This is a genomic window from Kitasatospora sp. HPM-01-4, from assembly GCF_051374625.1.
Lineage (GTDB): Bacteria > Actinomycetota > Actinomycetes > Streptomycetales > Streptomycetaceae > Kitasatospora.
In genome coordinates this window covers 3026363-3052126 of the sequence record NZ_JBPQGP010000005.1, presented here as the reverse complement: position 1 = coordinate 3052126, position 25764 = coordinate 3026363, and the positions used below count along the sequence as shown (strand labels likewise).

At 73.2% G+C, this 25764-nt stretch carries 21 protein-coding genes; 13 read left to right on the top strand and 8 right to left on the bottom strand.

All coding sequences use genetic code 11. The features are described 5' to 3' along the window. Window positions 1–15 precede the first annotated feature (15 nt). Window positions 16–387, top strand: coding sequence for a helix-turn-helix domain-containing protein (locus ACSMTC_RS12940; protein ID WP_045302444.1), 372 nt, complete (start codon window positions 16–18; stop codon window positions 385–387). Between the two features lie 550 nt (window positions 388–937). On the opposite strand, the gene ACSMTC_RS12935 is transcribed toward ACSMTC_RS12940, so the two are convergent. Then, window positions 938–5686, bottom strand: a complete 4749-nt coding sequence (locus tag ACSMTC_RS12935) for an ATP-dependent helicase (RefSeq protein WP_436559833.1) — start codon at window positions 5684–5686, stop codon at window positions 938–940. A 186-nt stretch (window positions 5687–5872) separates the two neighbouring features. On the opposite strand from ACSMTC_RS12935, the gene ACSMTC_RS12930 reads away from it, so the two are divergent. The 6 genes from ACSMTC_RS12930 (at window position 5873) to recX (ending at window position 11994) form a co-directional block, all read left to right on the top strand. After that, the gene (locus ACSMTC_RS12930) at window positions 5873–7624 is read left to right on the top strand and encodes a S8 family serine peptidase (RefSeq protein WP_436559832.1); all 1752 of its coding nucleotides are present in this window, start codon (window positions 5873–5875) and stop codon (window positions 7622–7624) included. A 64-nt stretch (window positions 7625–7688) separates the two neighbouring features. Further along, entirely contained in the window at window positions 7689–8261 is a 573-nt protein-coding gene (locus ACSMTC_RS12925) for a GNAT family N-acetyltransferase (protein WP_436559831.1), read from the top strand. Between the two features lie 20 nt (window positions 8262–8281). Then, window positions 8282–8476, top strand: a complete 195-nt coding sequence (locus tag ACSMTC_RS12920; protein WP_436559830.1) for a DUF3046 domain-containing protein — start codon at window positions 8282–8284, stop codon at window positions 8474–8476. Window positions 8477–8530: 54 nt separating this feature from the next. Continuing rightward, entirely contained in the window at window positions 8531–9826 is a 1296-nt protein-coding gene (locus ACSMTC_RS12915) for an AI-2E family transporter (RefSeq protein WP_436559829.1), read from the top strand. Window positions 9827–9974: 148 nt separating this feature from the next. Continuing rightward, window positions 9975–11087, top strand: coding sequence for a recombinase RecA (gene recA / locus ACSMTC_RS12910; protein ID WP_436559828.1), 1113 nt, complete (start codon window positions 9975–9977; stop codon window positions 11085–11087). Window positions 11088–11103: 16 nt separating this feature from the next. Beyond that, entirely contained in the window at window positions 11104–11994 is an 891-nt protein-coding gene (gene recX, locus ACSMTC_RS12905) for a recombination regulator RecX (protein WP_436559827.1), read from the top strand. Window positions 11995–12203: 209 nt separating this feature from the next. Here the strand turns inward: recX and ACSMTC_RS12900 are convergent, their stop codons facing one another. The 5 genes from ACSMTC_RS12900 to ACSMTC_RS12880 form a co-directional block, all read right to left on the bottom strand. Next, on the bottom strand, window positions 12204–13919 hold the full coding sequence (locus tag ACSMTC_RS12900; RefSeq protein ID WP_436559826.1) for an FAD-dependent monooxygenase: 1716 nt from the start codon (window positions 13917–13919) through the stop codon (window positions 12204–12206). Window positions 13920–14077: 158 nt separating this feature from the next. Then, complete coding sequence (locus ACSMTC_RS12895; protein WP_436559825.1) at window positions 14078–14917, bottom strand: amino acid ABC transporter permease; 840 nt, start codon at window positions 14915–14917, stop codon at window positions 14078–14080. Beyond that, window positions 14914–15564, bottom strand: coding sequence for an amino acid ABC transporter permease (locus tag ACSMTC_RS12890; protein WP_436559824.1), 651 nt, complete (start codon window positions 15562–15564; stop codon window positions 14914–14916). Before ACSMTC_RS12890 ends, ACSMTC_RS12895 begins: the two co-directional genes overlap by 4 nt. 63 nt (window positions 15565–15627) lie before the next feature. Beyond that, window positions 15628–16545: a glutamate ABC transporter substrate-binding protein gene (locus ACSMTC_RS12885; RefSeq protein WP_436559823.1), complete on the bottom strand. Its 918-nt coding sequence runs from the start codon at window positions 16543–16545 to the stop codon at window positions 15628–15630. Between the two features lie 160 nt (window positions 16546–16705). After that, window positions 16706–17434 (bottom strand): amino acid ABC transporter ATP-binding protein, encoded by a 729-nt coding sequence (locus ACSMTC_RS12880; protein ID WP_436564668.1) that lies wholly within the window; start codon window positions 17432–17434, stop codon window positions 16706–16708. A gap of 410 nt (window positions 17435–17844) precedes the next feature. Here ACSMTC_RS12880 and ACSMTC_RS12875 point away from each other — a divergent pair, with 410 nt between their 5' ends. Continuing rightward, window positions 17845–18588, top strand: a complete 744-nt coding sequence (locus ACSMTC_RS12875) for a response regulator transcription factor (protein ID WP_436559822.1) — start codon at window positions 17845–17847, stop codon at window positions 18586–18588. Window positions 18589–18593: 5 nt separating this feature from the next. Further along, window positions 18594–20024, top strand: coding sequence for a sensor histidine kinase (locus ACSMTC_RS12870; RefSeq protein ID WP_436559821.1), 1431 nt, complete (start codon window positions 18594–18596; stop codon window positions 20022–20024). A 45-nt stretch (window positions 20025–20069) separates the two neighbouring features. Here the strand turns inward: ACSMTC_RS12870 and ACSMTC_RS12865 are convergent, their stop codons facing one another. Beyond that, window positions 20070–21080 carry a TAXI family TRAP transporter solute-binding subunit gene (locus ACSMTC_RS12865; RefSeq protein WP_436559820.1) on the bottom strand — a complete coding sequence of 337 codons (1011 nt, stop codon included), beginning with the start codon at window positions 21078–21080 and terminating at the stop codon, window positions 20070–20072. Window positions 21081–21158: 78 nt separating this feature from the next. On the opposite strand from ACSMTC_RS12865, the gene miaB reads away from it, so the two are divergent. Continuing rightward, window positions 21159–22658: a tRNA (N6-isopentenyl adenosine(37)-C2)-methylthiotransferase MiaB gene (gene miaB / locus ACSMTC_RS12860; protein ID WP_436559819.1), complete on the top strand. Its 1500-nt coding sequence runs from the start codon at window positions 21159–21161 to the stop codon at window positions 22656–22658. A gap of 191 nt (window positions 22659–22849) precedes the next feature. Further along, window positions 22850–23548: a class III extradiol dioxygenase subunit B-like domain-containing protein gene (locus ACSMTC_RS12855; RefSeq protein WP_436559818.1), complete on the top strand. Its 699-nt coding sequence runs from the start codon at window positions 22850–22852 to the stop codon at window positions 23546–23548. A 149-nt stretch (window positions 23549–23697) separates the two neighbouring features. Here the strand turns inward: ACSMTC_RS12855 and ACSMTC_RS12850 are convergent, their stop codons facing one another. Further along, a complete protein-coding gene (locus tag ACSMTC_RS12850; protein ID WP_436559817.1) occupies window positions 23698–23994 on the bottom strand; it encodes an antitoxin in 297 nt (98 codons plus the stop codon). An 83-nt stretch (window positions 23995–24077) separates the two neighbouring features. Here ACSMTC_RS12850 and miaA point away from each other — a divergent pair, with 83 nt between their 5' ends. Beyond that, complete coding sequence (gene miaA, locus ACSMTC_RS12845; RefSeq protein ID WP_436559816.1) at window positions 24078–25010, top strand: tRNA (adenosine(37)-N6)-dimethylallyltransferase MiaA; 933 nt, start codon at window positions 24078–24080, stop codon at window positions 25008–25010. Window positions 25011–25258: 248 nt separating this feature from the next. Then, window positions 25259–25747, top strand: coding sequence for a hypothetical protein (locus tag ACSMTC_RS12840; protein WP_436559815.1), 489 nt, complete (start codon window positions 25259–25261; stop codon window positions 25745–25747). Window positions 25748–25764 lie beyond the last annotated feature (17 nt).

Genomic DNA, 25764 nt, shown 5'->3' with positions numbered 1-25764 from the left:
AGGAGGGAGGCACCGATGATCCTGCTCCGTCGCCTACTGGGCGATGTACTGCGTCGGCAGCGCCAGCGCCAGGGCCGCACACTCCGCGAGGTGTCGGCGGCCGCCAGGGTTTCGCTCGGTTACCTCTCCGAGGTCGAGCGGGGGCAGAAGGAGGCCTCCTCCGAGCTGCTCTCCGCCATCTGCGACGCACTCGATGTCCGGATGTCCGAAGTCATGCGCGAGGTCAGCGACGAGCTGTCGCTCGCCGAACTTGCGGCAATGGCCACCCTCTCGGAGGGTGAGCTGCTGAGGCCGGTACTCGAACCGGTTCCGCTGCCCGCTCCCGGTGTCGACCGGATGAGCGGCATCTCGCCCAAGGCCGCGGCCGTGGACGTGGTGGCGGCCTGACCGGACCTCGCCCCCCGTGTACCGCGGGGACGAGTGAAGGAGGCCGGCGATGCGGAGGGTCCGGGCGGCGTGTGCCGCCGTACGGCGGTGCGTCCCCACCCCCGGGCGAATAGGCCCGGACCGGTGCTGGAGCCCGGCCGTCCTGCTGGTCGCATCCGCCGGGGTACTGCTGATGGGCGGAGGGCTGCCGAGCGGTGGCGCGATGCTCGGGGCGCTGGCGCTGGGCGGTTGGGGTCTTGGGCTCGTACCGGTGCACAGCAGCCGTCCGCTGACCGGGTCACGACGCCGTACGGGTGAATCGCCGAAGGTGGAACCGGCAGCGCCACTTGACCGATAGACCGCAGATCCCCCGGCAGGGCGCCAGGAGCAGGGACGGTCTCCCAGGGGCGCGGGGCTCAAGCGAGTGACCATGCACCTTCGCGGGCCGGTCACTCGGGCTCCCGCGCCCCCGGTGTGCTCCCGCCGGGTCGGCCGGACGCCATGACGTCCGGCCCGTGCACCGGCCCCACGCGCCTCGGCCGGTGCCCCTGGGGCCCCGCGCCCGGCGGCATCAGGCGCGCAGCCGCAGACCACGCGGGGTGGGGTGGAAGCCGGCCTGCTCCAGGAGGCGGCCCAGGTCGGAGGTGAGGGCGGACTCGCCGTTGGCGCGCTCGATGGTGACGCTGCTGCCGAGTGCGCCCTGCCGGACCGCCTCGGCCAGCGCCTCGACCGCGGCCGGCAGTGACCGCCAGGCCAGCAGGGACTTCCCGCCGCGCTCGACGTACAGCGCCAGCTCGCCGTCGACCAGCACCACCAGGGCACCCGCCTTGCGGCCGGGCCGGTGGGCCGCAGCCGTTTCGGCCCCCGGGGCGGCCGGCGGCTCCGGCCAGGGCAGTGCGGCGCCGTAGGCGCTGGCCGGGTCGGCCGCCGCCAGCACCAGGATCTGGGGCGGCTCCGCGCCGGTGCCGGTGCCCGGCCACTCGGTGGCGGCGGCCCGCTCCAGTCGGCCGTTGACCGAACGCAGCCGGTCGGCGGCGCCGTCCATGGCGAACTGGGCGCCGCCGAGTCCCTCCACGAAGTAGCCCCGCCGGGCCCGGCCGCGCTCCTCGAAGGCGGCGAGGACCCGGTACACCCCCGCGAAGCCGCCCGGGACGCGCTCGGCGGCCACCGTGCCCCGGGTGAGCACGCCGTGCCGGTCGAGCAGGATCTGGGCCTGTGCGGCGGCCCGGGTGGTCGCGTCCTCGGTGAACGGGGGCAGCAGTGACCAGCGCCCGGCCGCCGTGGGCGGCCCGGCGCGCAGCGCGCTCGCCGGGCGGCCGAAGCCGCGCCCGGCGCCGCCGTAGCGGCCGCGCGGGGTCGCGCGGGGTGCGCGGTGCGCGGTGGCACCGGCGGTGCGGCCGGAGCCGAGCAGGGCCCGCAACGGGGCCAGGGTGTCGTTGGTGACGTACCCGGCCCAGACCAAGTCCCAGAGCGCCTCGGTGAGTTCCGGGGCGGGGGTGTCCGGTGCCCGCTCGGCGAGCTGGCGGAAGAACAGCCCGTACCCGCCGGTCAGGGCGTCCAGCAGGGCGGAGTGCACCGGGGTCAGCGCGGGCGGCACCGGCTCGGGGCGGAGCAGATGGGCGGACTCGGGCAGGTGCAGGCTGATCCAGCCGTCCTTGCCGGCCAGCGCGCCCGCGCCGGACCAGCCGACCTCGCCGGCCGCCATCAGCTCGTCCAGCATCCCCGGGGTGTAGTCGGACAGGCGGGCCGGGAGGATCAGCTTCTCCAGCGCGGAGGCGGGCAGCGCGGTGCCCTGGAGCTGTTCGACCACGCGCAGCAGTCCGTCAAGGCCGCGCAGCCGGTGGCCGGCCAGGTGCTGCCACTGGGGCAGGAAGGCGGCCAGCGTGCGCGGCGGGACCGGCTCGACCTCCTGGCGCAGCGCGGCCAGCGAGCGGCGGCGCAGCCTGCGCAGCACCTCGCTGTCGCACCACTCGACGGTGGCGGGGTGGCCCTCGGACGGGGCGGCGGGAAGCACCCCCTGGGAAGGGTGGTGGGCGGCGGTCTGGCCGGGCGGGCGGAACTCGCCCTGGACCAGGCGGCCGGCGGCGGTGAGCCGGTGCAGCGCGCCGGTGACCACGGCCGTGCCCAGGCCGAACCTCGACGCCGCCTCAACCGACGTGAAGGGGCCGTGAGTACGGGCGTACCTGGCGAGCAGATCGCCCATCGGGTCCTTCACCGGCTCGGTGAACGCCTCGGGCACACCGACCGGCAGCGGGGTGCCGAGGGCGTCGCGCAGCCGGCCGGCGTCCTCGATCGCCGCCCAGCGCGGCTCGCCGCCGATCCGGACCTGGATGGCGCGGCGGGCGGCCTCCAGCTCCAGTGCCCAGAGCGGCTCGGCTCCGCGTGCCGTCAACTCGTCCTCGCTCAGCGGGCCGAGCAGGCGCAGTGCGTCGGCGACCCCCTCCATGTCCTTGATCCGCCGGTCGGGGGTGAGGCGCTGGAGCTCGGCCTCCAACTCGGCGAGTACGTCCGGGTCCAGCAGCTCGCGCAGCTCGGCCTGGCCGAGCAGCTCGGAGAGCAGCCGGGAGTCCAGCGAGAGGGCGGCGGCGCGGCGTTCGGCGAGCGGGGAGTCGCCCTCGTACAGGAACTGGGCGACGTAGCCGAAGAGCAGCGAGCGGGCGAAGGGGGACGGCTCGGGAGTGGTGACCTCCACCAGGCGTACGGTGCGCGACTCCAGATCGCGCATCAACTCGACCAGCCCCGGGACGTCGAACACGTCCTGGAGGCATTCGCGGACGGCCTCCAGGACGATCGGGAAGGAACCGTACTCGGCGGCCACCTCGAGGAGTTGGGAGGCACGCTGGCGCTGCTGCCACAACGGCGTGCGCTTGCCGGGGCTGCGCCGGGGGAGCAGCAGCGCGCGCCCGGCGCACTCGCGGAAGCGGGAGGCGAACAGCGCGGAGCCGCCGACCTGGTCGGTGACCAGCTGTTCGATCTCCTCGGCGTCGAAGAGCGCGGTGTCGGCACCGACCGGGGCCTCGTCCGAAGCCGGCTTTTCGGCGGGGAAGTCGAGCAGGTCCGCGTCGGGGAGGCGGAGCACGATGCCGTCGTCGGCGTGCATCACCTGCGGGTCCAGCCCGTGCTTCTCGCGCAGCCGGGCGCCGAGGGCGAGGGCCCACGGGGCGTGCACCTGGGCGCCGAAGGGGGAGTGGATGACGATCCGCCAGTCGCCGAGTTCGTCGCGGAAGCGCTCGACCACGATGGTGCGGTCGTCCGGCAGGTGGCCGCAGGCGGCACGCTGCTCGGCGAGGTAGCTGAGCAGGTTGCCGGCCGCCCAGTCGTCGAGACCGGCCGCCTTGAGGCGGGTGGTGGCGTCGCCCGGTGTGAGGGAACCCAGCTCGCGGACGAAGGCGCCCACCGCGCGGCCGAGTTCGAGCGGACGGCCGAGGGAGTCGCCCTTCCAGAACGGAAGCCGCCCGGGGATGCCTGGGGCCGGGGTGACCAGCACCCTGTCGTGGGTGATCTCCTCGATCCGCCAGGAGGTGGTGCCCAGCGTGAAGACGTCGCCGACCCGGGACTCGTACACCATCTCCTCGTCCAGCTCGCCCACCCGTCGCCCGCCGCCGCCCTTCTTGGGGTCGGTGCCGGCGATGAAGACGCCGAACAGGCCGCGGTCGGGGATGGTGCCGCCGGAGGTGACGGCGAGGCGCTGGGCGCCGGGGCGGCCGGTGACCGTGCCCGCGACCCGGTCCCAGACCAGGCGGGGCCGCAACTCGGCGAAGGCGTCGGAGGGGTAGCGGCCGGCGAGCATGTCGAGCACACCGTCGAAGGCGGACTGCGGCAGGGTGGCGAAGGGCGCGGCCCGGCGGACCAGGGCGAGCAGCTCGTCCACGTCCCAGGTGTCCAGGGCGGTGATCGCGACCAGCTGCTGCGCCAGCACGTCGAGCGGGTTGCGCGGGATGCGCAGGGCCTCGATCCGCCCGGCGCGCATCCGCTCCGTCACCACCGCCGACTGCACCAGGTCACCCCGGTACTTGGGGAAGACCACACCGGTGGAGACCGCCCCGACCTGGTGGCCCGCCCGGCCGACCCGCTGCAGGCCGGAGGCGACCGAGGGCGGTGACTCGACCTGGACCACCAGCTCCACCGCGCCCATGTCGATGCCCAGCTCCAGACTGGAGGTGGCCACCACGGCGGGCAGCCGGCCGGCCTTCAACTCCTCCTCCACCAGGGCGCGCTGCTCCTTGGAGACCGAGCCGTGGTGCGCCCTGGCCAGCACCGGGGGAGCCCCCTTGGCGGCACCGGACCCGCCCATCAGCTCCGCCGGAGCGTGCGACTCGGTGAGCGTCGCGACCCGGCCGCGCGGATCGGGCACGGCGTCGGCGGCGCGCTCGACGGCGATCTCGTTCAGCCGGTTGCAGAGCCGCTCGGCGAGGCGGCGGGAGTTGGCGAAGACGATGGTCGAGCGGTGGGCCTGGATCAGATCGACGATCCGCTCCTCGACGTGCGGCCAGATGGAGGCTCCCTGGGCCTGCGGCCGGGACGGGCCGTCGTCCGCACCGGCGGGCAGTTCGCCCAGATCGGCCACCGGGACGACCACCGAGAGGTCGAACCGCTTGGCGGCGGGCGGCTGGACGATCGCGGCGCCGCGCCGCGGGCTGAGGAACCTGGCCACCTCCTCGACCGGCCGGACGGTGGCGGAGAGGCCGATCCGGCGGGCCGGCCGCTCCAGCAGCTCGTCCAGCCGTTCCAGGCTGAGGGCGAGGTGGGCGCCGCGCTTGGTGCCGGCGACGGCGTGCACCTCGTCCAGGATCACGGTGTCGATGCCGCGCAGTGCCTCCCGGGAGGCGGAGGTGAGCAGCAGGAACAGCGACTCCGGGGTGGTGATCAGGATGTCCGGCGGGTGGCTCGCGAAGCGGCGGCGGTCGGCGGCCGGGGTGTCGCCGGAGCGGATGGCCACCTGGACCTCCGGCTCGGGCAGGCCCAGCCGGACGGCGGCCTGGCGCAACCCCGCGAGCGGTGCGCGCAGGTTGCGCTCGACGTCCACCGCGAGGGCCTTGAGCGGCGAGATGTAGAGGACCCGGCAGCGGTGCTTCGGGTCGGCGGGCGGCGGGGTGCTGCTGAGCCGGTCGAGCGCGGAGAGGAAGGCCGCCAGCGTCTTGCCGGAGCCGGTGGGGGCGACCACCAGGACGTCCGTCTGCTGCCGGATGGCGGCCCAGGCCTGGGACTGGGCGGCGGTGGGCGCGGTGAAGGCACCCGTGAACCAGGCCCTGGTCGCGGGGGCGAACCCCGCGAGCGGGTCGGGGCCGTCCACTGAGTCCGCACCGGTACGTCGCGCCATGCCCCCATGGTGCAGCCCGCCACTGACAACCGGTGCCGGAGGTCTGTGGGTGGGCCAGCCCGGCTGCCGCGCGGGGCGGAGCCGGGCGACCGTCTGACCTAGTCCAGCGGGTCAATTAGGACAATCAGCTCATATTGTGATGACTCAGTCCGGTGATCGCGGGGGTCGAGGAGCGGAGGCGGCGCGATGGAACGGGTCGGTCCGGCCTGTGGCAAGCCCGCGAAACGTCCCGGCGGCCCCGCGCGCGCCCTGCTGGCCATGCTGATGACCGCGCTGGTGCTCGGCGGCGCGGTCCCCTATGTCTCGGGACCGGGCCGTTCGTACCTCAGCTACCTGGTGCTGGCCGAACAGCAGGACCCCGGGGGAACCGCCCTGGCATCGGGGCTGGTCCGGGCGGCGGGCGGGCAGGTGGTCCAGGAGTACCCGCAGATCGGGGCGGTGCTCGCGTACGCGGGCGGCGGGTTCGGCGAACGGCTCCGCGGACGGCCCGGAGTCGCGGCGGTCGGGGCGACCAGGACCGAGGCGGTGCCCAGTCCGCCGGGCCCCCTGTCCGGCATCGGCGACTTCCGGGCCGGCGGTAGCGCGCCGGGCTCCGCCGGACCGGGGGCGCGCGGGACGGCCGCGTACCGCCCAGGTGCCACCGGAGCGCCGCAGGCGCGCCGGCCGGGCGTGAGTCTCCCCGGCGGGCTCCCCGCGCCCCTCGGCGGCTGCGGCTCCCGGGCCCGGTGCGGCGGCACCGCCTCCCGGGGCGCGCGGTTCCCCCGGGACGGCTGCCCGGCGGAGCGCCCGCCCGGGTGCGGGGTGCCGGCATCCCTGGACCGTGCCGCGGCACGCCCCGAGGGCACGGTCCCCGATCCGAGGGAGGCCGCCGGCTGGAACCTGGCGATGATCGGTGCGGCCGGGAGCCCGGGGAACGCCACCTCCCTGCTGCGCGGCCCCGCCGTCGACCGCGGCGCGGACCGGCCGCTGCCCTCCGCCCAGCAGCTGCGCCGGGTGCTGGTGGCGGTGCTGGACTCGGGCGTCGACGACACCCACCCGGACCTGCGCAGCGCGGTGGACCCGGCGGCGTCCGCCTCCTGCGCCGACGGGCGCCCCGATCCCCGGTACGGCGCCTGGCGCCCCGACGAGGGCGTGCCCGAGAGCGGCCACGGCACCCATGTCGCCGGGATCGTCGGCGCGGCGCAGGACGGCAAGGGCGTCGTCGGGGTCGCCCCGGGGGTGCGGATCGCCGCCGTCCGGCTGCTCGGCCCGCTCGGCCAGTACTACACCGAGAACATCGTCTGCGGTCTGCTGTGGGCGGCCGACCACGGGGCCAGGGCGATCAACGACAGCTACTTCGCCGACCCGTGGAAGTACAACTGCCCCGAGGACCCGGACCAGGCCGCGCTGATCGCGGCGGTCGGCCGGGCCGTGGCGTACGCCCAGCGGCAGGGTGCCGTGGTGGTGGCCTCCGCCGGGAACGACGGGCAGGACCTCGGCGCCGCCCGGTCCGACCAGCGCAGCCCGAACGACCGGACCTCGGGGCCGGCGCAGGACCGGAACCTCGGCACCGAGTGCATCCGCCTCCCCGGAGAACTGCCCGGTGTGGTGACGGTCGGCGCCGTGGACCGGAGCGGGGCGCCGGCCGGGTACTCCAACTACGGCCACGGCCGGATCACCCTGACCGCCCCCGGCGGCGACCCGGACACCGGGGCGCTCGGCGGGATCGTCTCGGACTGGCCCGGCGGCCAGTACGCCGCGCTGGCCGGTACCTCGATGGCCGCCGCCCACGTGACCGGCGCGGTCGCCGTGGTGGCCGCGGAGCACCCCGACTTCGGCCCGGACCGGACTGTAGCCCTGCTCACCAGGACGGCCGCGGCCAACTGCCCGCTCGGACAGGGACGTTGCACGGAACACGACTACTACGGCGCCGGAGTGCTGGCCCTGCCCAGGGAGTGACGGCCGCGGGCGGCGCCCGGAAAACGGCGTGCGCACGCTCGGGCGGCCCGGGCAGTATCGGCGGATGCGGATTCATCTGGAGACCGGGCGCCTGGTGCTGCGCCGGTTCACCACCGAGGACGCCGACCTCCTGCTGGAGCTCGACGCCGATCCCGAGGTGATGCGCTACCTGACCGGGGGCCGGGCCACGCCCCGGGAGGAGGTGGAACAGCGGATCCTGCTGCTGTACTTCTCCTACTACCGGCGCTTCCCGGCGCTCGGGTACTGGGCGGCGCTGGAGCGCACCACCGGCGAGTTCCTGGGCTGGTTCGAGTTCCGCCCGCCGGACGACGAGCGGCCGGACGAGGTCGAACTCGGCTACCGGCTGCGGCGCTCCGCCTGGGGCCTGGGCTACGCCACCGAGGGCGCCCGGGCGCTGATCGGCAAGGGGTTCACCGAACCCGGCGTGGAGCGGGTGTTCGCGGTCACCATGGCGGTCAACCAGGGCTCGCGCCGGGTGATGGAGAAGGCCGGGCTGCGCCACGTCCGTACCTTCTTCCAGGACTGGCCCGAGGCCATCGAGGGCTCCGAGCACGGTGAGGTCGAGTACGCGCTGGAGCGGGCCGAATGGCACGCCCGCCGGCGGGGTCCGCGCTGACGCGGGGGATACTGGGGGCCATGAGGCTGACCGAGTTCTGGCGACGGATGTACGAGCACTTCGGCGAGGCGTACGCCGAGTCGTTCGCCAGCGACCACGTGATGAGCGGGCTCGGCGGGCGGACGATCCGGCAGGCCCTGGAGGCCGGCTGGGAGGCGAAGGACGTGTGGCGGGTGGTCTGCGACACCCAGGGGGTCTCCACCCTGCTGCGCTGAGACCGCCCGCCCGCCCGCGGCCCGGGTCGGCGGTCCGCCCGGTTCCGGACGGACATGGGTGAGACTGGGCTGGTGGTTAGTAGCGCAGAGCCCCAGCAGACCGACCGGACCGACCGGGAAGGCCCGGACCAGGACCCGCCACCCGCCCGCCGCGGTGCCCTGCGGGGCGAGGCGATGCCCCGCTGGCTGCCCAGGGCGATGATGCTGGCGCTGCTGCTGGTGGGGGCGTTCAAACTTGCCGACTGGGCGTTCCACCAGCTCATCGACCTCTTCGTGATGCTGCTGGTCGCCTTCTTCCTGTCGCTGGCGATCGAGCCCGCGGTGGACCGGATGGCCGCTCGCGGGGTGCGGCGCGGGCTCGGTACGTTCCTGGTCTTCATCGGCCTGGGGATCGCGCTCTCGGGCTTCCTCACCTCGCTCGGCACACTGCTGGTGGACCAGGTGGCGAAGATCGCCGGTGACCTGCCGCACCTGGTCGACAACCTGATCGACTGGATCAACCGGACGTTCCACCAGGACCTGTCGCTGGGTCAGCTCCAGCAGCGGGTGCTCAAGGACTCCGGGAGCATCGAGAAGTACGCCCAGCAGGCCGCGGACAACGTGTGGGGCCTGTCCAGCACACTGCTCGGCGGGCTGTTCCAGGCGTTCACGGTCGGCCTGTTCACCTTCTACCTCACCGCCGACGGACCCAGGGTGCGGCGGACCGTCTGCTCGCTGCTGCCGCCCGCCAAGCAGGCGGAGGTGCTGCGGGCCTGGGAGATCGCACTGGCCAAGACCGGCGGCTACCTCTACTCCCGGGCGCTGCTGGCGGTCGTCTCGGCCGTCGGGCACTGGGTCATGTTCGCGGTGCTCGGGCTCCCGTACGCGGGGGCGCTGGCGATCTGGGTCGGGGTGATGTCGCAGTTCGTCCCGACCATCGGCACCTATCTGGCCGGTGCGCTTCCGGTGCTCGTCGCGCTCACCGTGCGGCCGGTGGACGCGCTCTGGGTGCTGGTCTTCGTGATCGTCTACCAGCAGGTCGAGAACTACCTGCTGCACCCGAGGATCACCGCGAGGACGGTGGACCTGCACCCGGCGGTGGCCTTCGGCTCGGTGATCGCCGGGGCGGCGCTGCTGGGCGCGGTCGGCGCGCTGATCGCGATCCCGGCCGCCGCCACGCTGCAGGGCTTCGTCGGGACGTACGTCCGCAGGTACGAGGTCGCCAGCGATCCGCGGATCGATCGAGGCGAGGAGCGTAAGCGGCTTGCCAGGGAGCGCAGTCTGGAGACCGCACGCCGGTTGCGACGCCTGGTCGGTGTTGGCGGATCGGAGGATTCCGCAGGTCAGGGCGGTGGCGAGGAGAGCAGGTAGGCGGTTTCGTTCTATTCGAACGCCTGTTCCCTATACTGTTTGGTGTCGAGTTATCCACAGGCCGAGCCCGATCCGGGTCGATTGTCGGTGGGACGCGCTAGCGTCGAGGACGATGAAGCGCACAGCACAGAACCCGAGGGTGGAAGCCATGGCAGGTACGGACCGCGAGAAGGCTCTTGAGACCGCACTCGCCCAGATTGAGCGGCAGTTCGGCAAGGGCTCGGTGATGCGCCTGGGCGAGAAGGCCAACGAGCCGATCGACGTGATCCCCACCGGTTCCACGGCCCTCGACATCGCCCTCGGTGTCGGCGGTATCCCGCGCGGCCGGGTCATCGAGATCTACGGCCCCGAGTCCTCCGGCAAGACCACGCTGACCCTGCACCTGGCGGCCAACGCCCAGCGGGCGGGCGGCACGGTCGCGTTCGTGGACGCGGAGCACGCCCTCGACCCGGAGTACGCCAAGAAGCTCGGCGTGGACACCGACGCCCTGCTGGTCAGCCAGCCGGACACCGGTGAGCAGGCCCTGGAGATCACCGACATGCTGATCCGCTCCGGCGCGATCGACCTGGTGATCATCGACTCCGTCGCGGCGCTGGTGCCGCGCGCGGAGATCGAGGGCGAGATGGGCGACTCGCACGTCGGTCTGCAGGCCCGGCTGATGAGCCAGGCGCTGCGCAAGATCGCCGGTGCCCTGAACCAGTCGAACACCACCGCGATCTTCATCAACCAGCTGCGCGAGAAGATCGGCGTGATGTTCGGCTCCCCGGAGACCACGACCGGTGGCCGGGCGCTGAAGTTCTACGCCTCGGTCCGGCTGGACATCCGCCGGATCGAGACCCTGAAGGACGGCACCGAGGCGGTCGGCAACCGCACCCGGGTCAAGGTGGTCAAGAACAAGGTGGCCGCCCCCTTCAAGCAGGCCGAGTTCGACATCCTCTACGGCATCGGCATCAGCCGCGAGGGCGGTCTGATCGACATGGGCGTCGAGCACGGCTTCATCCGCAAGTCGGGTGCCTGGTACACCTACGAGGGCGACCAGCTCGGCCAGGGCAAGGAGAACGCCCGCAACTTCCTGCGGGACAACCCGCAGCTGGCCGACGAGATCGAGAAGAAGATCAAGACGAAGCTGGGCATCGGTGTGAAGGGCGACACCGAGGGCGACGCCGCCCCGGCCGCCGAGGCCGAGGGCGCGGCCAAGCCGATCACCGCTACGGTCACCAAGACCGCGGCGGCGAAGAAGGCGGCGGCCGCCAAGGCCTGAGTCCACCGAGGTACGAGTGAGCTACGAGGACGAGTGGCCGCCGGGGGCCGCCCCCGGCCCCGGCGACCACGGTCCACCGGACTGGTGGACGGGCAGTGCGGAGGAGGAGACGCCGGACGGCTTGACGGAGCTCGGGGTGGTCCGGGCTTCCGAGCTGACACCCGGGCGTCGTCGTCGGCGGACCGCCGTGGCCGCCGAGCAGCCGGCGTTCGAGCCGGCGGTCTTCGACGGGGCGGCTCCCGACGTGCCGGTCAGGGAGCGACGGCGCGGCCCCCGGGGAGAGGGGCGGCGCGGTCGTGGGGAGGGGCGCCCGGAGCGGTCCGGCCGGGCCGGACGTCCGGGCGGGGCAGCCCGTTCCGATGGGGCGGAGCCCCCGGAGCGGCCGGCACGGGAGGAGTCGGTCGATCCGGAGGCCAGGGCACGGGACATCTGCCTGCGCCTGCTCACCGGCACGGCCAAGACCCGTAAGCAGCTGGCGGACGCGCTGCGCAAGCGGGAGATCCCGGACGAGGTCGCGGAGGAGGTGCTCTCCCGGTACGAGGAGGTCGGGCTGATCGACGACGCCGCCTTCGCCGAGGCCTGGGTCGAGTCGAGGCACGCCGTCCGAGGCCTGTCCCGGCGGGCGCTGGCCCAGGAGCTCCGGACCAAGGGGGTGGCCGGTGACCTGGTCGAGCAGGCGGTGGCCCAGCTGGACGAGGAGGACGAGGCGGAGGCCGCCCGGGCGCTGGTCGACCGGAAGCTGCGGTCGACCCGGGGGCTGGCGCGGGACACCCGGATCCGCCGCCTGGTCGGCATGCTCGCCAGGCGCGGCTACTCGGAGGGCCTGGCCTTCCGGGTGGTGCGGGACGCGCTGGACGGGGAGGGCGATTCGCCGGACGGGGAGGACGGCCCGGCGGAGGACTGGTAGGCCGGGGCGGACGGACCAGGGGTGAGGGGGTGCTCCTCCACGCGGCTCCCCGTGCCTCTGGAGGCCTCCCCTCGTCCTGGGCATCCGCTCCGTGCCCTGAAGAGCCACCGTCCTGGGGCGCTCGTGCCCCGGGTGGGCCGGCAGTCGCCCCCCCGTCGGGCGGGCCGGAGCTCTGAAGAGCCGCCGCCCCGAGGCGCGGCACTCGGGAGTCAGCTCTCGGCGCCGGCCAGCGAGGGCGGCCCGCCGCGGGCGCGGTCGGCGAGGGCCCGGAGGTCTTCGCCGCGGCAGCCCTGGGTGGTGCCGACCAGGTGGCCGTCGGGGCGGATCAGCAGCACGGTGTGCGGATCAGCACCCGGGTACCGCTCGGTGACCAGGACTTCGGTGGGCACCGGCAACGCGCTTGCCACCTCGGCGAGTTGGGGCATCATCCCGGCGCTCAGCCAGTGCTGTGAGGCCCATACGGCGGTGCCGGGGGCGACCAGCAGTAGCAGGAACCCGGCTCCGAGCCGGGCCCGCAGTGAGTCGGGGGACCCTTCCGTGGTGAGCACGGGAACGTCGGGGACGAGCACCCCGGGCGCGGTCGCGGGCAGGTTCTCGCTGAGCGTGGTGCCCCGGCCGGCCCCGCGCTGCACCGGCACCCGGCCGGGTACGCCGGACGGCGCCGCCGGGTAGGCGGGCGCGCCGCCGAAGCGCCCGGTGCCGAGCTGGCCGTCGGCGAGCAGCGGGGCGTGCTTGCGGAACGAGCCGGTGAGCAGCGAGCGCCTGGTCTGCTGCCAGCCGCGCAGCGGTCGCAGCAGCGGCATGGCCTGGTCGACCGAGCGCAGCCGGGCGCCGACCGCGCCGCGTCGCTCGGCCTCGTACCCGTCGAGCAGCGAGCCGTCGGGCTGCGGTCCGCCGGTGAGCTGGGCGGGAGGAGGGTCCTGTCGGCCGGAGGCCGGGGGGAGGTGCCAGGTGAGGGCGATCCGCCAGGAGAGGTTGTCAGCGTCGCGCAGGCCGTCGACCAGGTTCTGCATGCCGAGCGCGCCGTGCAGGTGGGCGGCGTCCCCGGCGAGGAAGCAGCGGCCCACCCGGAAGCGGGCGGCGAGGCGCTGCTGGTAGGTGTGGTCGGCGGCGGCGAGCAGTTCGTACGGGGGGAGTTCGCCGCACCAGCCGGTGAGGGTGGACTTGACCCGGGCGAGCAGCGTGTCGCCGGTGACGATGCCGGGCCAGGTGGCGTGCGGGTCGACCGGTGCGGTGGGCGCCGGGCGGCCGGGGGGCAGTCGCCAGTCGAGCCGCCAGAGTCCGTCGGGCAGCGGGCGGGCGGAGGCCTCGCGGTCGCCGCGCCACGGCGGTTCGCGGTGCAGCCGGGCCTCGCCGGGGAACGGCAGGTTGACGCGCACGGTGGCGACGGCGTGCCGGTCCACCGCCGGGCGGCCGGGGAAGCGGACCTTGAGCAGTTTGCGGACGGTGGAGCGGGCGCCGTCGCAGCCGACCAGGTGGCTGCCGCGCCACCAGGTGTCGGTGCCGTCCTGGGTGTGGCGGGTGCGCACGCTGACGCCGTCCCGGTCCTGTTCGAGCTCCATGACCCGGCTGAGCGGGGTGAGCTGGACCAGCGGGGTGGCGGTGACGGCGTCGCGCAGGCCCCGCTGCAGGCGGTGTTGCGGGAGGTGGAGCACCGGATTGGCGTCCAGCTCCAGCCGCAGTACTTCGGAGCGGCGGCGCCAGACGCTGAGCGCGTCCCAGCGGGCGGCGTCGGAGACGGCCCTGGTGTAGCCGAGCCGGGTGAGCAGGGCGGCGCTGTCGTCGCCGAGGACGACGGTGCGCGGGCCCTCCGGGCAGACACCCGCGCCTTCGTCCAGGACGATGCTGGGCACCTCGTGCCGGGCCAGGGCGAGTGCTGTCGCCAGCCCGACCGGCCCGGCGCCGACCACGATCACGGGGTCCACGCGCGGACCTCCGTCCGGACCCGGGCCCCCGCGGGGGTGGCCGCGCGTGCCGGGACCTCCGGGGATACGGGGCATACGGAGGAAGCGGCGTCGGCTGCGGTGCAGGGGGTCCCGGGTGCTGTCACGAAGAGCAATGCAACAGATCGCCTGGGTGTCCGTCAAGCAGTGGCTGTTGTACGCCGGTTCGCGCCGCGGCGCCCGCGCGCCTCGAGCCACTTGGCCAGCGCCGTCAGCGCCAGGCACATCCCGATGTAGATCACGCTGATCACGATGGTGACCGGGATGTAGGGGTAGCCCCCGGGGGTGGAGGTGTTGCTGGCGATCAGCTTCCCGGCGTAGAGCAGGTCGGTGTAGGTGATCAGGAAGCCGAGCGAGGTGTCCTTGAGGGTGACCACCAGCTGGCCGATGATCGTCGGGAGCATCGTGCGGACGGCCTGCGGCACCAGGATGGTGAACAGCACCTGGGTCTTGCGCATGCCGAGCGCGAACGCGGCCTCACCCTGCCCGCGCGGGACCGCGTTGACACCACCGCGGATGATCTCGGCCTGGACGGCGCCGTTGTACAGGGCCAGTCCGGTGACCAGCCCCCAGAGCGGGGAGGTGGCGAACAGCGAGTGGTAGAGCGCGAAGATCATGATCAGCAGCGGCATCGCGCGGAAGAACTGCACGATCGCCGTGGCCACCGCCCGCACCGGCCTGTGGTCGGAGAGCTGTCCGGCCGCCAGCAGCGAGCCCAGGGCCAGCGAGAGGACGGCGGCCAGGCCGAAGGCGGTCAGGGTGCTCTGCAGGCCGTCGAGGATCCGCTGCTGGATGGCGGTGTACTGGAACGGGTCCCACATCGCGGCGGCGAACTGCCCGGTGCTGTCCAGGCTGTCGTACGCGTACCAGAGCAGGGCCGCGATGCCGAGCACCGAGAGCACCCCGAAGGCGCGGTAGCGAGCCCTGGCGCGGGGGCCGGGGGTGTCGTAGAGGACGGTCGAGGTCGGGGCGCTGCTCATCGGGCCACCGCCAGTCGGGTCTCCAGGAGACGGAAGATCAGGGCGACCACGGCGCTCACGAGCAGATAGGCGGCGGCCAGCCAGAAGAAGACCGCGAAGATGGCGTATCCGCGCTCGGTCAGGGTCTGCTGTGCGCTGAAGAGCTCGCTGACGCTGAACGCGCCGGCCACGGCGGAGTTCCTGGGCAGGGCGATGAAGACGCTGCTCATGGGACCCAGCACCGAGCGGGCCGCCTGCGGCAGCACTATCAGGCCGAGCGTCTGGCCGAAGTTCATGCCCAGGCTGCGGGCGGCCTCGGCCTGCCCCAGCGGCACGGTGTTGATGCCGGAGCGCAGCACCTCGCAGACGAAGCTGGCGGTGTAGAAGCCGAGCGCGATCACCGCGAACGTGAAGCTGGAGAGGTGGACGTCGAGCCGGGGGAGCCCGAAGGCCACCGCGAAGAACAGCAGCGTCAGCGGGGTGTTGCGGAAGATGTTGACCCAGACGGTGCCGAAGACGCGGAGCGCCGGTACCGGGGAGACCCGGAAGGCCGCCAGCAGGGTGCCGATCAGCAGCGCGAGCAGCGCGCTCAGCGCGCTGAGCTCGACCGTCTGCAGAAATCCGGCGCGCAGCAGCGCGAAGTTGCCGTCATCGAAGACTATGCCCATGCCGGCGGCCCTCCTCTCGATCAAAGGGGCTGTCAGGTGGTCGGAACTGGTCGGCTGTCAGGCTCAGTAGCGGTTCAGGGCCGGGACCGCCGGGGCGGGGGCGCCGGAGAGGCCCAGGGTGGCGTCGTAGGCCTTCTTCCAGTCGCCGTTGTCCTCGTGGGCCTTGAGCGCGTCGTCGATCGCGCCGCGCAGGACGGTGTCGTCCTTGGCCAGGCCGACACCGTACGGCTCCTGGGTGAAGGGCTTGCCGACCACCTTGAGCTTGTCGGGGTTCTTGGCGGCGTAGCCCTTGAGGATCGCGTCGTCGGTGGTGACCGCGTCGACCTCACCGGTCATCAGCTTGTCCACGCACTGCGAGTAGTTGTCGTACTTGGTGATCTTGGCGCCGTACTTCACGATGTTGTCGATCGAGGTGGAGCCGGTGACGGTGCAGACGGCCTTGTCCTTGACCGACTCGGGGCCGGTGATCGTGGTGTTGTTCTTCGCGACCAGCAGGTCCTGGCCGGCCACCAGGTAGGGGCCGGCGAAGGAGACCTGCTTCTTGCGGTTGTCGTTGATGGTGTAGGTGCCGACGTAGTAGTCGATCTGGTTCTGGGAGATGGCGGTCTCGCGGTTGGCCGAGGCGATCGTCTTCCACTCGATCGTGTTCGGGTCGAAGCCCAGGTCGGCGGAGATCATCCGGGCGATCTCGATGTCGAAACCGGAGCGGGCGCTGGCACCGGAGCCGGCCGTGAGGTCCTCGAAGCCGAGGAAGGGCTGGTCGGACTTGGCGCCGACGACCAGGTGGCCGCGCTTCTTGGCCGCGTCGAAGGTCTGCGAGCCGGTCAGCTTGACGTCGCTCTTCACCTGGTACGTCGGGGCCTTGGGGGCGGCGCTGCCGCCGGCCGCGCTGTCACTGGGGGATCCGCTCTTGCCGCAGGCTGCGACGGCGGTCAGGGCGAGTACCGACATGGCGGCGGCGATGGTGCGACGGGTCCTCATGAGGGTTCGCTCTCCTCGTTCTTGGCCACGGGTCAACCGGGCCGCTGGGCTTAAGAGTTCCTGGCACGGTACCCGCGCGCCAACCACCGGTGGGTTTTCCGGGCACGCTCTCGGGCCCGGTCCCACCGGAATCGGGTCAGACGCTAGATCAGTTGCGGCCTCAGTGGTGCAGGATCTTCGAAAGGAAGTCCTTGGCGCGGTCGCTGCGCGGCGCGGTGAAGAAGGCCTCGGGGGTGTTCTGTTCGACGATCCGGCCGTCCGCCATGAACAGCACGCGGTTGGCGGCGGAGCGGGCGAAGCCCATCTCGTGTGTCACCACGACCATCGTCATGCCCTCGGCGGCGAGTGAACGCATCACCTCCAGCACCTCGTTGACCATCTCGGGGTCGAGGGCCGAGGTGGGCTCGTCGAAGAGCATCACCTTGGGCTTCATGGCCAGCGCGCGGGCGATCGCCACCCGCTGCTGCTGGCCGCCGGAGAGCTGGGCGGGGAACTTGTCCGCCTGCGCGCCCACCCCGACCCGGTCCAGCAGGGTGCGGGCGGTCTGCTCGGCCTCGGCCTTCGGGATCCCGCGGACCTTGACCTGGGCGAGCACCACGTTCTCCAGCACGGTCTTGTGTGCGAAGAGGTTGAAACTCTGGAACACCATGCCGACTTCGGCCCGCAGCTTGGCCAGTTCCCGCCCTTCGGCGGGCAGCGGACGGCCGTCGACGGTGATGGTGCCGGAGTCGATGGTCTCCAGCCGGTTGATCGTCCGGCACAGGGTCGACTTCCCGGAGCCGGACGGGCCGATCAGCACCACCACCTCGCCCCGGGCGATCTCCAGGTCGATGTCCTGGAGCACGTGCAGCGCCCCGTAGTGCTTGTTGACACCGCTCAGCGCGACCAGGGGCTCAGGCCGGGAGTCGGTGCCGGTGGTCTCGGTCATCGCGCCTTGCTCCCTCGGGTCCGACCCGGGTGAGCCCCGGGGCTGCGGTGCTGGTGCATGTGCTGTCTGCGCCGGGGGCCGAGAGCCGGCGGAGCCCGACGGCCCCCGGTTGGGCAGACCATAGAAGCGCCGACGATGTCATGTCAGCCGATCTGAGGGGAACTTGAGCATCACGATCCGGCCACACCATCTGCCCGGAGTGACCACGGGATCCCGCTGTGCGCCGGGCGGTTGCCGGGCGAGCGGCCGTGCACCGACGGCCGGGCACCGACGGCCTGGTGACAGGACCCGGCGGACTCGACCATACTCCGCAAGGACCGGCCAAACCCGGACCGATCGCTCACCGGACAGACCACGGAAAGGAGGCAGGGGTGCGCCTGCTGCTCGTCGAGGACGACGAACGGGTCGCCGCCGCGCTGGTCGCCGTACTCGGCAGGCACGGCTTCCAGGTACGCCATGCCCGCAGCGGGCACGAGGCGCTGGACGCGCTGGTGCCCGACGGTAACGAGCCGTACCGGGTGGTCCTGCTCGACCTCGGGCTGCCCGACCGGGACGGCTTCGAGGTGTGCAGCCGGATCCGCGCGCACAGCGGGGTGCCGGTGATCATGGTGACCGCGCGGGCCGACGTCCGCTCGCGGATCCACGGGCTCAACCTCGGCGCCGACGACTACATCACCAAGCCCTACGACATGGGCGAACTGCTCGCCCGGATCCACGCGGTGGTCCGGCGCTGGCCGGCCACCGGCACCGGATCCGAGTCCGGCGACCAGTCGGCCCGGCCGGGACCGCTGGAGTCGCGCGGCATCTCGATCGACCGGGAGCGCCGCAGGGTCAGCGTGGACGGCCGCGACGTGCCGCTCACCCGCAAGGAGTTCGACCTGCTGGCGCTGCTCGCGCAGAGCCCCGGCGTGGTCTACCGGCGCGAGCAGATCTTCAGCGAGGTCTGGCGCAGCGGCTGGGAGGGCAACGGGCGCACCCTGGAGGTTCACGTCGGCTCGCTGCGCAACAAGCTCGGCCTGCCCGGGCTGGTCGAGGCCGTCCGCGGCGTGGGCTACCGCCTGATCGCCGAGCAGCCGGCCCAGGCCGACCCCGCCACCCCCGAATCGGGGCGCTGACCCCCGTGCGCAACCGTCTGCTCGGCATTCTGCTCTCCCTGATGGCCTGCGTGCTCGCGGCCCTGGGGGTGCCGCTCGCGGTGTTCATCGCGGCCGCCGAGCAGAGCGTGGTGGTGGTCGACCGGCTCGACGACGCGGCCAGGTTCGCCCAGGACCTGCCCACCCAGGGCTACCTCGGCATGGACACCGCGATGAAGGGCGACCCGACGCCCGACCCGGGCGACCCCGGCCGCCGCAACGCCCTGGCCGTCGAGGCCGGGCGCTACCACAACCTGTACGGGATCCGGATCGGGATCTTCCGGCGCAGCGGCGTCGCCGCGGCCAGCGCACCGGACGGCTGGCGGGTGCCGGGTACCGTCGCGGGCCGCCAGGCGTTCCAGGAGGCGCTGGACGGTCGGCGCAGCCACAACCCGCCGCAGGTCTGGCCCTGGACCCCGGACCGGACGCTCACCGTGGCCACCCCCGTGGTCCGGGACGGCGACGTGGTCGCCGTGGTGCTCACCGACTCGCCGACCGGGTCGCTGCGGGCCCGGATACTGCACCGCTGGCTGGTGCTCGGCGCGGGCGAGGCGCTGGCCATGATCGTGGCCGTACTGCTGGCGGTACGCCTGACCCGCTGGGTGCTGCGCCCGGTCCGCACCCTGGACCGGGCCACCCATGACATCGCCACCGGACGGATGAACGCGCGGGTCGCCGCCAGTGCGGGCCCGCCCGAGCTCCGGCGGCTGGCACGTTCGTTCAACCACATGGCGGACAACGTGGTGCTCGCTCTGGACCAGCAGCGCGCCTTCGTCGCGGACGCCTCGCACCAGCTGCGCAATCCGCTCGCCGCCCTGCTGCTGCGGGTCGAGCTGCTCGGCCTGGAGCTGCCCGAGGGGCACGAGGAGGAGCTCGGCCAGGTCCGCGAGGAGGGTGCCAGGCTGGCCCGGGTGCTGGACGACCTGCTGGGTCTGGCCACCGCCGAGCACGCCCGCCCCGAACCCGAGCAGGTCGACCTCACCGGTCTGGTGCTGGCCAGGCTGGACGCCTGGCGTCCGGTCGCCGAGCAGCGCGGGCAGCGGCTGGACTGGGAAGGGTCGCCGTCGGCGGTCGGGCTGGCCGATCCGATCGGGTTCGGCAGCGCGCTGGACGCGGTGCTCGACAACGCGCTCAAGTTCACTCCGGACGCCGGGCGGATCGCGCTGCGGATAGCGATGGGCAGGCGCGAGGTCGCGGTGACGGTCACCGACGAGGGGCCCGGGCTCACCGAGGAGGAGCTGTCCAGGGTCGGCGACCGCTTCTGGCGCAGCCCCAGGCACCAGAACGTCGACGGCTCCGGGCTCGGGCTCTCCATCGCCCGGACCCTGCTGCTGGCCGGCGGCGGCTCACTCGACTTCGCCCCGGCCGAGCCGAGGGGGCTGGCGGTGACGCTCACCGTGCCCAAGGGCACCGGGTAGGGCGGTCACCCCGCTACCTCCGGCCGGCTCCGCCCCGGGGGCGTCTCACGGTTTGACCGAGGTGTAGTAGCGGCGGGCGCCTTCGTGGAGCGGGAGTGGGGCGGTGTAGACGGCGGTGCGCAGGTCGACGAGTTGGGCGGCGTGCACCTTGGCGCCGATCGTGTCGCGGCTGTCGATCACCGCCCTGGTCAGGTCCTCCACCAGACCGGGATCGACGTCGTCCCTGGTCACCAGGAGGTTGGGCACCGCGAGCGTGGGCACCGCCGTTTCGCCGTTCTGGGCCTTGGGGTAGGCGTCGGGCGGAATGGTCGCGGCCCGGTAGGCGTCGACGCCGCCGCCCTCCTGCTGGTGCACCGACTCGGCCAGGTCGCCGAGCGGCACGATCCGGATCGGGAACTGCTCCGAGAGGTCGGCGAGCGCGGAGGTCGGCAGCCCGCCGGACCAGAAGAAGGCGTCCAGCTTGCCCGCCTTCAGCTGGTCGGCCGCGTCGCCGACACCGAGCATGGCCGGGTGGATGTCCTTGTCCGGGTCCAGCCCGGCGGCGGCCAGCAGCCGTCTGGTCACCAGGTTCACGCCGGACAGGCTCTGGCCGACGCTCACCCGAAGGCCCCGCAGGTCCGCCGCCCGGTGCACCGGCGAGTCGGCCGGGACCACCAGCTGCAGGTAGTCGTCGTAGAGCCGGGCGATGGCCCGCAGCCGGGACTTCTGCGGTCCCTGGTAGTCGGTGACCGCGTCGGCGGTCGCTATCGCGAAGGCGTCCCGTCCGGAGAGCACCCGCTCCAGGTTGTCGACCGAGCCCTCCGAGTCGTCCAACTGCAGCTTCAGAGCGGGCTGGTGCTCGTCCAGGTACTCGCGCAGCAGCGACCCGTACTTGTCGTAGACCCCGCGCTGCACACCGGTCGCGAGTCTGGGCGGGCCTCCCGGGTAGCGGTTGCCGTTCCCCGAGCTCAGCCACCAGCCGGCCAGCGCGCCGACCACCAGCAGCAGCGCGGCGGCCGCCCGGCCGAGCCGGCTGCGGGCCACCACGCGAAGCACGGTGCCCGGCGCGAAAGTCATGCGGGGGATCCTGCCAGGCCCGGGCCATGATCGGGAGAGGTTCACACGGGTGGACCGCGGTCTCGTACTCTTGGGTCCGTGGGTACGAGCCAGGAACCGAAGAGCTACAAGGTCGTCACGTACGGCTGTCAGATGAACGTCCACGACTCCGAGCGCCTCGCCGGACTGCTGGAGGACGCCGGATACGTCAAGGCCGAGCAGGGCGGTGACGATCCCGACCTGGTCGTCTTCAACACCTGCGCGGTGCGGGAGAACGCCGACAACAAGCTGTACGGCAACCTCGGCCAGCTCGCGCCCGTGAAGAACCGCCACAAGGGCATGCAGATCGCCGTCGGCGGCTGCCTGGCGCAGAAGGACCGCGACACCATCGTGCGGAAGGCCCCGTGGGTCGACGTGGTCTTCGGCACCCACAACATCGGCCACCTGCCCGCGCTGCTGGAGCGCGCGGCGGTCGAGAAGAGGGCCCAGGTCGAGATCCTGGAGTCGCTGGAGACCTTCCCCTCCACGCTGCCCACCCGCCGTGAGTCCGCGTACGCGGCCTGGGTCGCGATCTCGGTCGGCTGCAACAACACCTGCACCTTCTGCATCGTGCCCGCGCTGCGCGGCAAGGAGGAGGACCGCCGCCCCGGCGACATCCTCTCCGAGATCGAGGCGCTGGTCGCCGAGGGCGTCGTCGAGGTGACCCTGCTCGGCCAGAACGTCAACGCCTACGGTTCCGACCTGGGCGACCGCGAGGCCTTCTCCAAGCTGCTGCGCGCCTGCGGGCAGATCGAGGGCCTGGAGCGGGTCCGCTTCACCTCGCCGCACCCGCGCGACTTCACCGACGACGTGATCGCCGCGATGGCCGAGACCCCGAACGTGATGCACCAGCTGCACATGCCGCTGCAGTCCGGTTCGGACACCGTGCTGCGGGCGATGCGCCGCTCGTACCGGCAGGAGCGCTTCCTCGGGATCATCAGGAAGGTCCGCGAGGCGATGCCGGACGCCGCCATCTCGACCGACATCATCGTGGGCTTCCCGGGCGAGACCGAGGAGGACTTCGAGCAGACCCTGCACGTGGTCCGCGAGGCCCGGTTCACCAACGCCTTCACCTTCCAGTACTCCAAGCGGCCCGGCACCCCCGCCGCCGAGATGGAGAACCAGATCCCCAAGGCCGTGGTGCAGGCGCGCTACGACCGGCTGATCGCCCTCCAGGAGGAGATCTCCTGGGAGGAGAACAAGAAGCAGGTCGGCCGCACCCTGGAGATCCTGGTCGCGGAGGGCGAGGGCAAGAAGGACGACAGGACCGACCGGCTGTCCGGCCGCGCGCCCGACAACCGGCTGGTCCACTTCAGCCGGCCGGACTCTCCGGTGCGTCCCGGCGACATGGTCACGGTCGAGATCACCTACGCGGCCCCGCACCACCTGCTCGCCGAGGGGCCGGTGCTCTCCGTGCGCCGTACCCGCGCGGGTGACGCGTGGGAGAAGCGGCAGGCCGCGCCGGCCGCGAAGCCGGCCGGAGTGATGCTCGGCCTGCCGACGATCGGTGCGCCGGCGCCGCTGGCGGCCGCGCCGGCCAACGGCTGCGGCGACTGCTGACGTAGCGGCACGGACACACCAGGGCGCGGGGCCGGTCGGGTCGACCGCGTGTGAGGCCTACCCGCCACGGCGGCGCACGGCTGCGCACACACGGTCGGCCGAGCGGACCCGCGCCCGGTGCCGCCCGGCTGGTCGGGCGGATCCCCGCGCCGCCTGGGGGCCGGTCGGGACGCGCGGTTAGAGTGATCGACATGCTGGTTGCCGCCGCCGTCTGCCCCTGCCCCCCGCTGCTCGTACCGGAGGTGGCCGCTGGGGCCGCGCCCGAACTGGAGCCGCTGCGCACCGCCTGCGCTGAGGCGGTGCGGGAGCTGCTCGACTCGGGCGCCGAGCTGCTGGTGGTGGTCGGGACCGGCCCGCAGGCCCAGGTCTGGACCGAGGGCGGCGCGGGCTCCCTCCACCGGTACGGCGTGGACCTGGCCGTCCGACTGCCCTCCGGCGGCGTCGAGGGGCCGGAGCTCGCCCCCTCGCTGACCGTCGGGGCCTGGCTGCTGACCGAGGCCCGGGCCACCCTGCCCACACACGCCTGCGCGGTCCCCGCCGACGCCTCACCCGCCCGGATGCTCGGCCTGGGCAAGGGCCTGGCCGACCTCGCTGACCGGGTCGGCCTGCTGGTGATGGGCGACGGCAGCGCCTGCCGCTCGGTCAAGGCACCGGGCTACCTGGACGAGCGCGCCGAGGGCTACGACGCGGACGTCGCCCGCGCCCTGGGCGCGGCCGACGTCCAGGCGCTGGCCGCCCTCGACCCGGAGCCGGCCACCGAGCTGCTGGTGGACGGCCGCGCGCCCTGGCAGGTCCTCGCCGGAGCCGCGGAGGGGGCGGGGCTCGGCGCGCGGCTGCGCTACGCCGAGGCACCGTACGGGGTCGGCTACTTCGTGGCCTCCTGGCACTGACCGCCGGGCCCGAGGCCCCGCGGCACCCGGGCCCCGCATCACGGCCCACAGCGCTCGGGGCCGCGCGCCACCCCACGCCCGACGGCACGGCCCGGAAGCGAGCCTGACGGGCGGGAGGAGGGCCTGACGGTCGGGAGGAGGGCCTGACGTCAGCCGGCCGGGGGCTGGGTCTCGTCCCCGGTTTCGTCCTTGGGCTTGGCGGCGAAGCTGTGCACGGCCTCCTTGGTCTTGGACGCACCGTGTTCGATCTTGTCGGTGTACCGGTGCTTGGTCGCCTTGTCGACGGCCTCGCCGGCCTTCTCCACCATGTGGTCGATCTTCTCGTTGTGCTGGCCCGCGAGTTCGCTGGCCTTCACCTTGAGCTCCTCGGCCCTGTCCTTGAGGGTGTCCATCAGGCCCATGGCTGTCTCGCTCTCCTCGTGGGTCGGATGTTCCGAATGGTTCAACGCCCCAGACAGCCTCATTGTTCTCCGGAACGATCTCCAGTACCGGCGCACGGTCTTCCGGCCGGCTTTGCGAGACTGGGACCGTGAGTAGCTCCCGTGTCCATGCGCCCCGCGTCGTCTCCGTGGTCGGCGCGACCGCCGCCGGAAAGTCCGATCTGGCGGTCGCCATCGCCCGCAGCCTCGGCGGCGAGGTGATCAACACCGACTCCATGCAGCTCTACCGGGGGATGGACATCGGGACCGCCAAGCTCACCGAGGACGAGCGCGGCGGCATCCCGCACCACCTGCTGGACATCTGGGAGGTCACCGAGGCCGCCAGCGTCGCCGAGTACCAGCGCCTGGCGCGGGCCGAGATCGACCGGCTGCTGGCGGCCGGGCGGACCCCGGTGCTGGTCGGCGGCTCCGGCCTGTACGTCAGGGCGGCCATCGACGAGATGGAGTTCCCGGGCACCGACGCCGAGGTGCGCGCCCGGCTGGAGCAGGAGCTGGCCGAGGCCGGGTCCGGCCTGCTGCACCGCCGGCTCGCCGGGCTCGACCCGGCCGCCGCCGCGGCGATCCTGCCGAGCAACGGCCGCCGGATCGTCCGGGCGCTGGAGGTCATAGAGATCACCGGCCTCCCGTTCACGGCCAGTCTGCCGGGCCACCGGTCGGTGTACGACACGGTGCAGATCGGCGTCCGGGTGCCGCGTCCCGAGCTGGACGAGCGGATCGCGCTGCGGGTTGACCGGATGTGGGCGGCGGGACTCCTTGACGAGGTGCGGGAACTGGAGAAGCTCGGCCTGCGCGAGGGCCGTACGGCCAGCCGGGCGCTCGGGTACCAGCAGGTGCTCGACCACTTCGCCGGGATGTGCACCGAGGAGGAGGCACGCGCCGAGACGGTCCGGGCGACCAGGCGGTTCGCCCGCCGCCAGGAGTCCTGGTTCCGCCGCGACGAGCGGATCCACTGGCTGGACCGTCCCGCCGGGGCGGACCCGGTCGAGCTGCTCGACCGGTCGCTGGAGCTGATCGCCGACTGATGCCGCTGATCTGATTCGGCCTCAGTTCCGATGAATTCCAGCCATCGTGCCATGCACCTGCATGTGCATGGCGAACTCGGGGTTACGGCCGCATCACGTCCTGGCCACGGATCACCCGCCGACCCCTCGGGACGCCCTGCGGCCATCTCTGGACATGCCATCATCGAGGGCATATGAGGTCGGTCGCATGGACCGGCCTCACCGTTCACGGCTCCATGAGCCCGTGTCAAACCGTCAGGGGAGGCGGCGTGTCGCCGGGTACCGGCCCCGAGATCGAGCAGTTGCAGAACGGCGCCGAGGACAGCGCCGAGATCACGCTGCCCGAGCTCGCCGTACCCACCACCTCGTACGCCGTCGCCGTGCCCGCGATCGGGGACCTGGCGGTGCCCGGCGTGGTGCACGAGCGGGAGATCCGTCCGCGGCGCAGGCTGCGCTGGTGGCAGATCCTGCCGATAGCCCTGGTCGCCACCCTGGGCTCGCTGATGTTCGCCTTCCCGCTCGCCTTCGGCTCCAGCGACAGCGCCTCGGCCATGATCGGGATGCTCGGGCTGCTGCTCACCGCCGCCTCGGTCGGCTGGGGCGCGATGGCGGCCAGGATCGCCGGGTACAAGTGGCCGGGCCTGCCGCGCCGGGGCACCGGGCAGCGGGCCAGCCGCCGGGCCATCGCGGTCTACACCCTGATCGCGGTCGTGGCGGCGGTGCTGGCGGTCTGGCGGGTCGTCCGCCTGGGCGGCTGAGGACGTCTCCCCGCCGC

Bases quoted from the DNA above. Each gene is read 5' to 3' on its own strand.
- ACSMTC_RS12895 (WP_436559825.1), bottom strand. From the start codon at position 14,917: ATGAGCAGCGCCCCGACCTCGACCGTCCTCTACGACACCCCCGGCCCC.
- ACSMTC_RS12855 (WP_436559818.1), top strand. From the start codon at position 22,850: ATGCTGGTTGCCGCCGCCGTCTGCCCCTGCCCCCCGCTGCTCGTACCG.
- ACSMTC_RS12930 (WP_436559832.1), top strand. From the start codon at position 5,873: ATGGAACGGGTCGGTCCGGCCTGTGGCAAGCCCGCGAAACGTCCCGGC.
- ACSMTC_RS12890 (WP_436559824.1), bottom strand. From the start codon at position 15,564: ATGGGCATAGTCTTCGATGACGGCAACTTCGCGCTGCTGCGCGCCGGA.
- recA (WP_436559828.1), top strand. From the start codon at position 9,975: ATGGCAGGTACGGACCGCGAGAAGGCTCTTGAGACCGCACTCGCCCAG.
- ACSMTC_RS12865 (WP_436559820.1), bottom strand. From the start codon at position 21,080: ATGACTTTCGCGCCGGGCACCGTGCTTCGCGTGGTGGCCCGCAGCCGG.
- ACSMTC_RS12935 (WP_436559833.1), bottom strand. From the start codon at position 5,686: ATGGCGCGACGTACCGGTGCGGACTCAGTGGACGGCCCCGACCCGCTC.
- ACSMTC_RS12940 (WP_045302444.1), top strand. From the start codon at position 16: ATGATCCTGCTCCGTCGCCTACTGGGCGATGTACTGCGTCGGCAGCGC.
- ACSMTC_RS12920 (WP_436559830.1), top strand. From the start codon at position 8,282: ATGAGGCTGACCGAGTTCTGGCGACGGATGTACGAGCACTTCGGCGAG.
- ACSMTC_RS12915 (WP_436559829.1), top strand. From the start codon at position 8,531: ATGGGTGAGACTGGGCTGGTGGTTAGTAGCGCAGAGCCCCAGCAGACC.
- ACSMTC_RS12885 (WP_436559823.1), bottom strand. From the start codon at position 16,545: ATGAGGACCCGTCGCACCATCGCCGCCGCCATGTCGGTACTCGCCCTG.
- ACSMTC_RS12925 (WP_436559831.1), top strand. From the start codon at position 7,689: ATGCGGATTCATCTGGAGACCGGGCGCCTGGTGCTGCGCCGGTTCACC.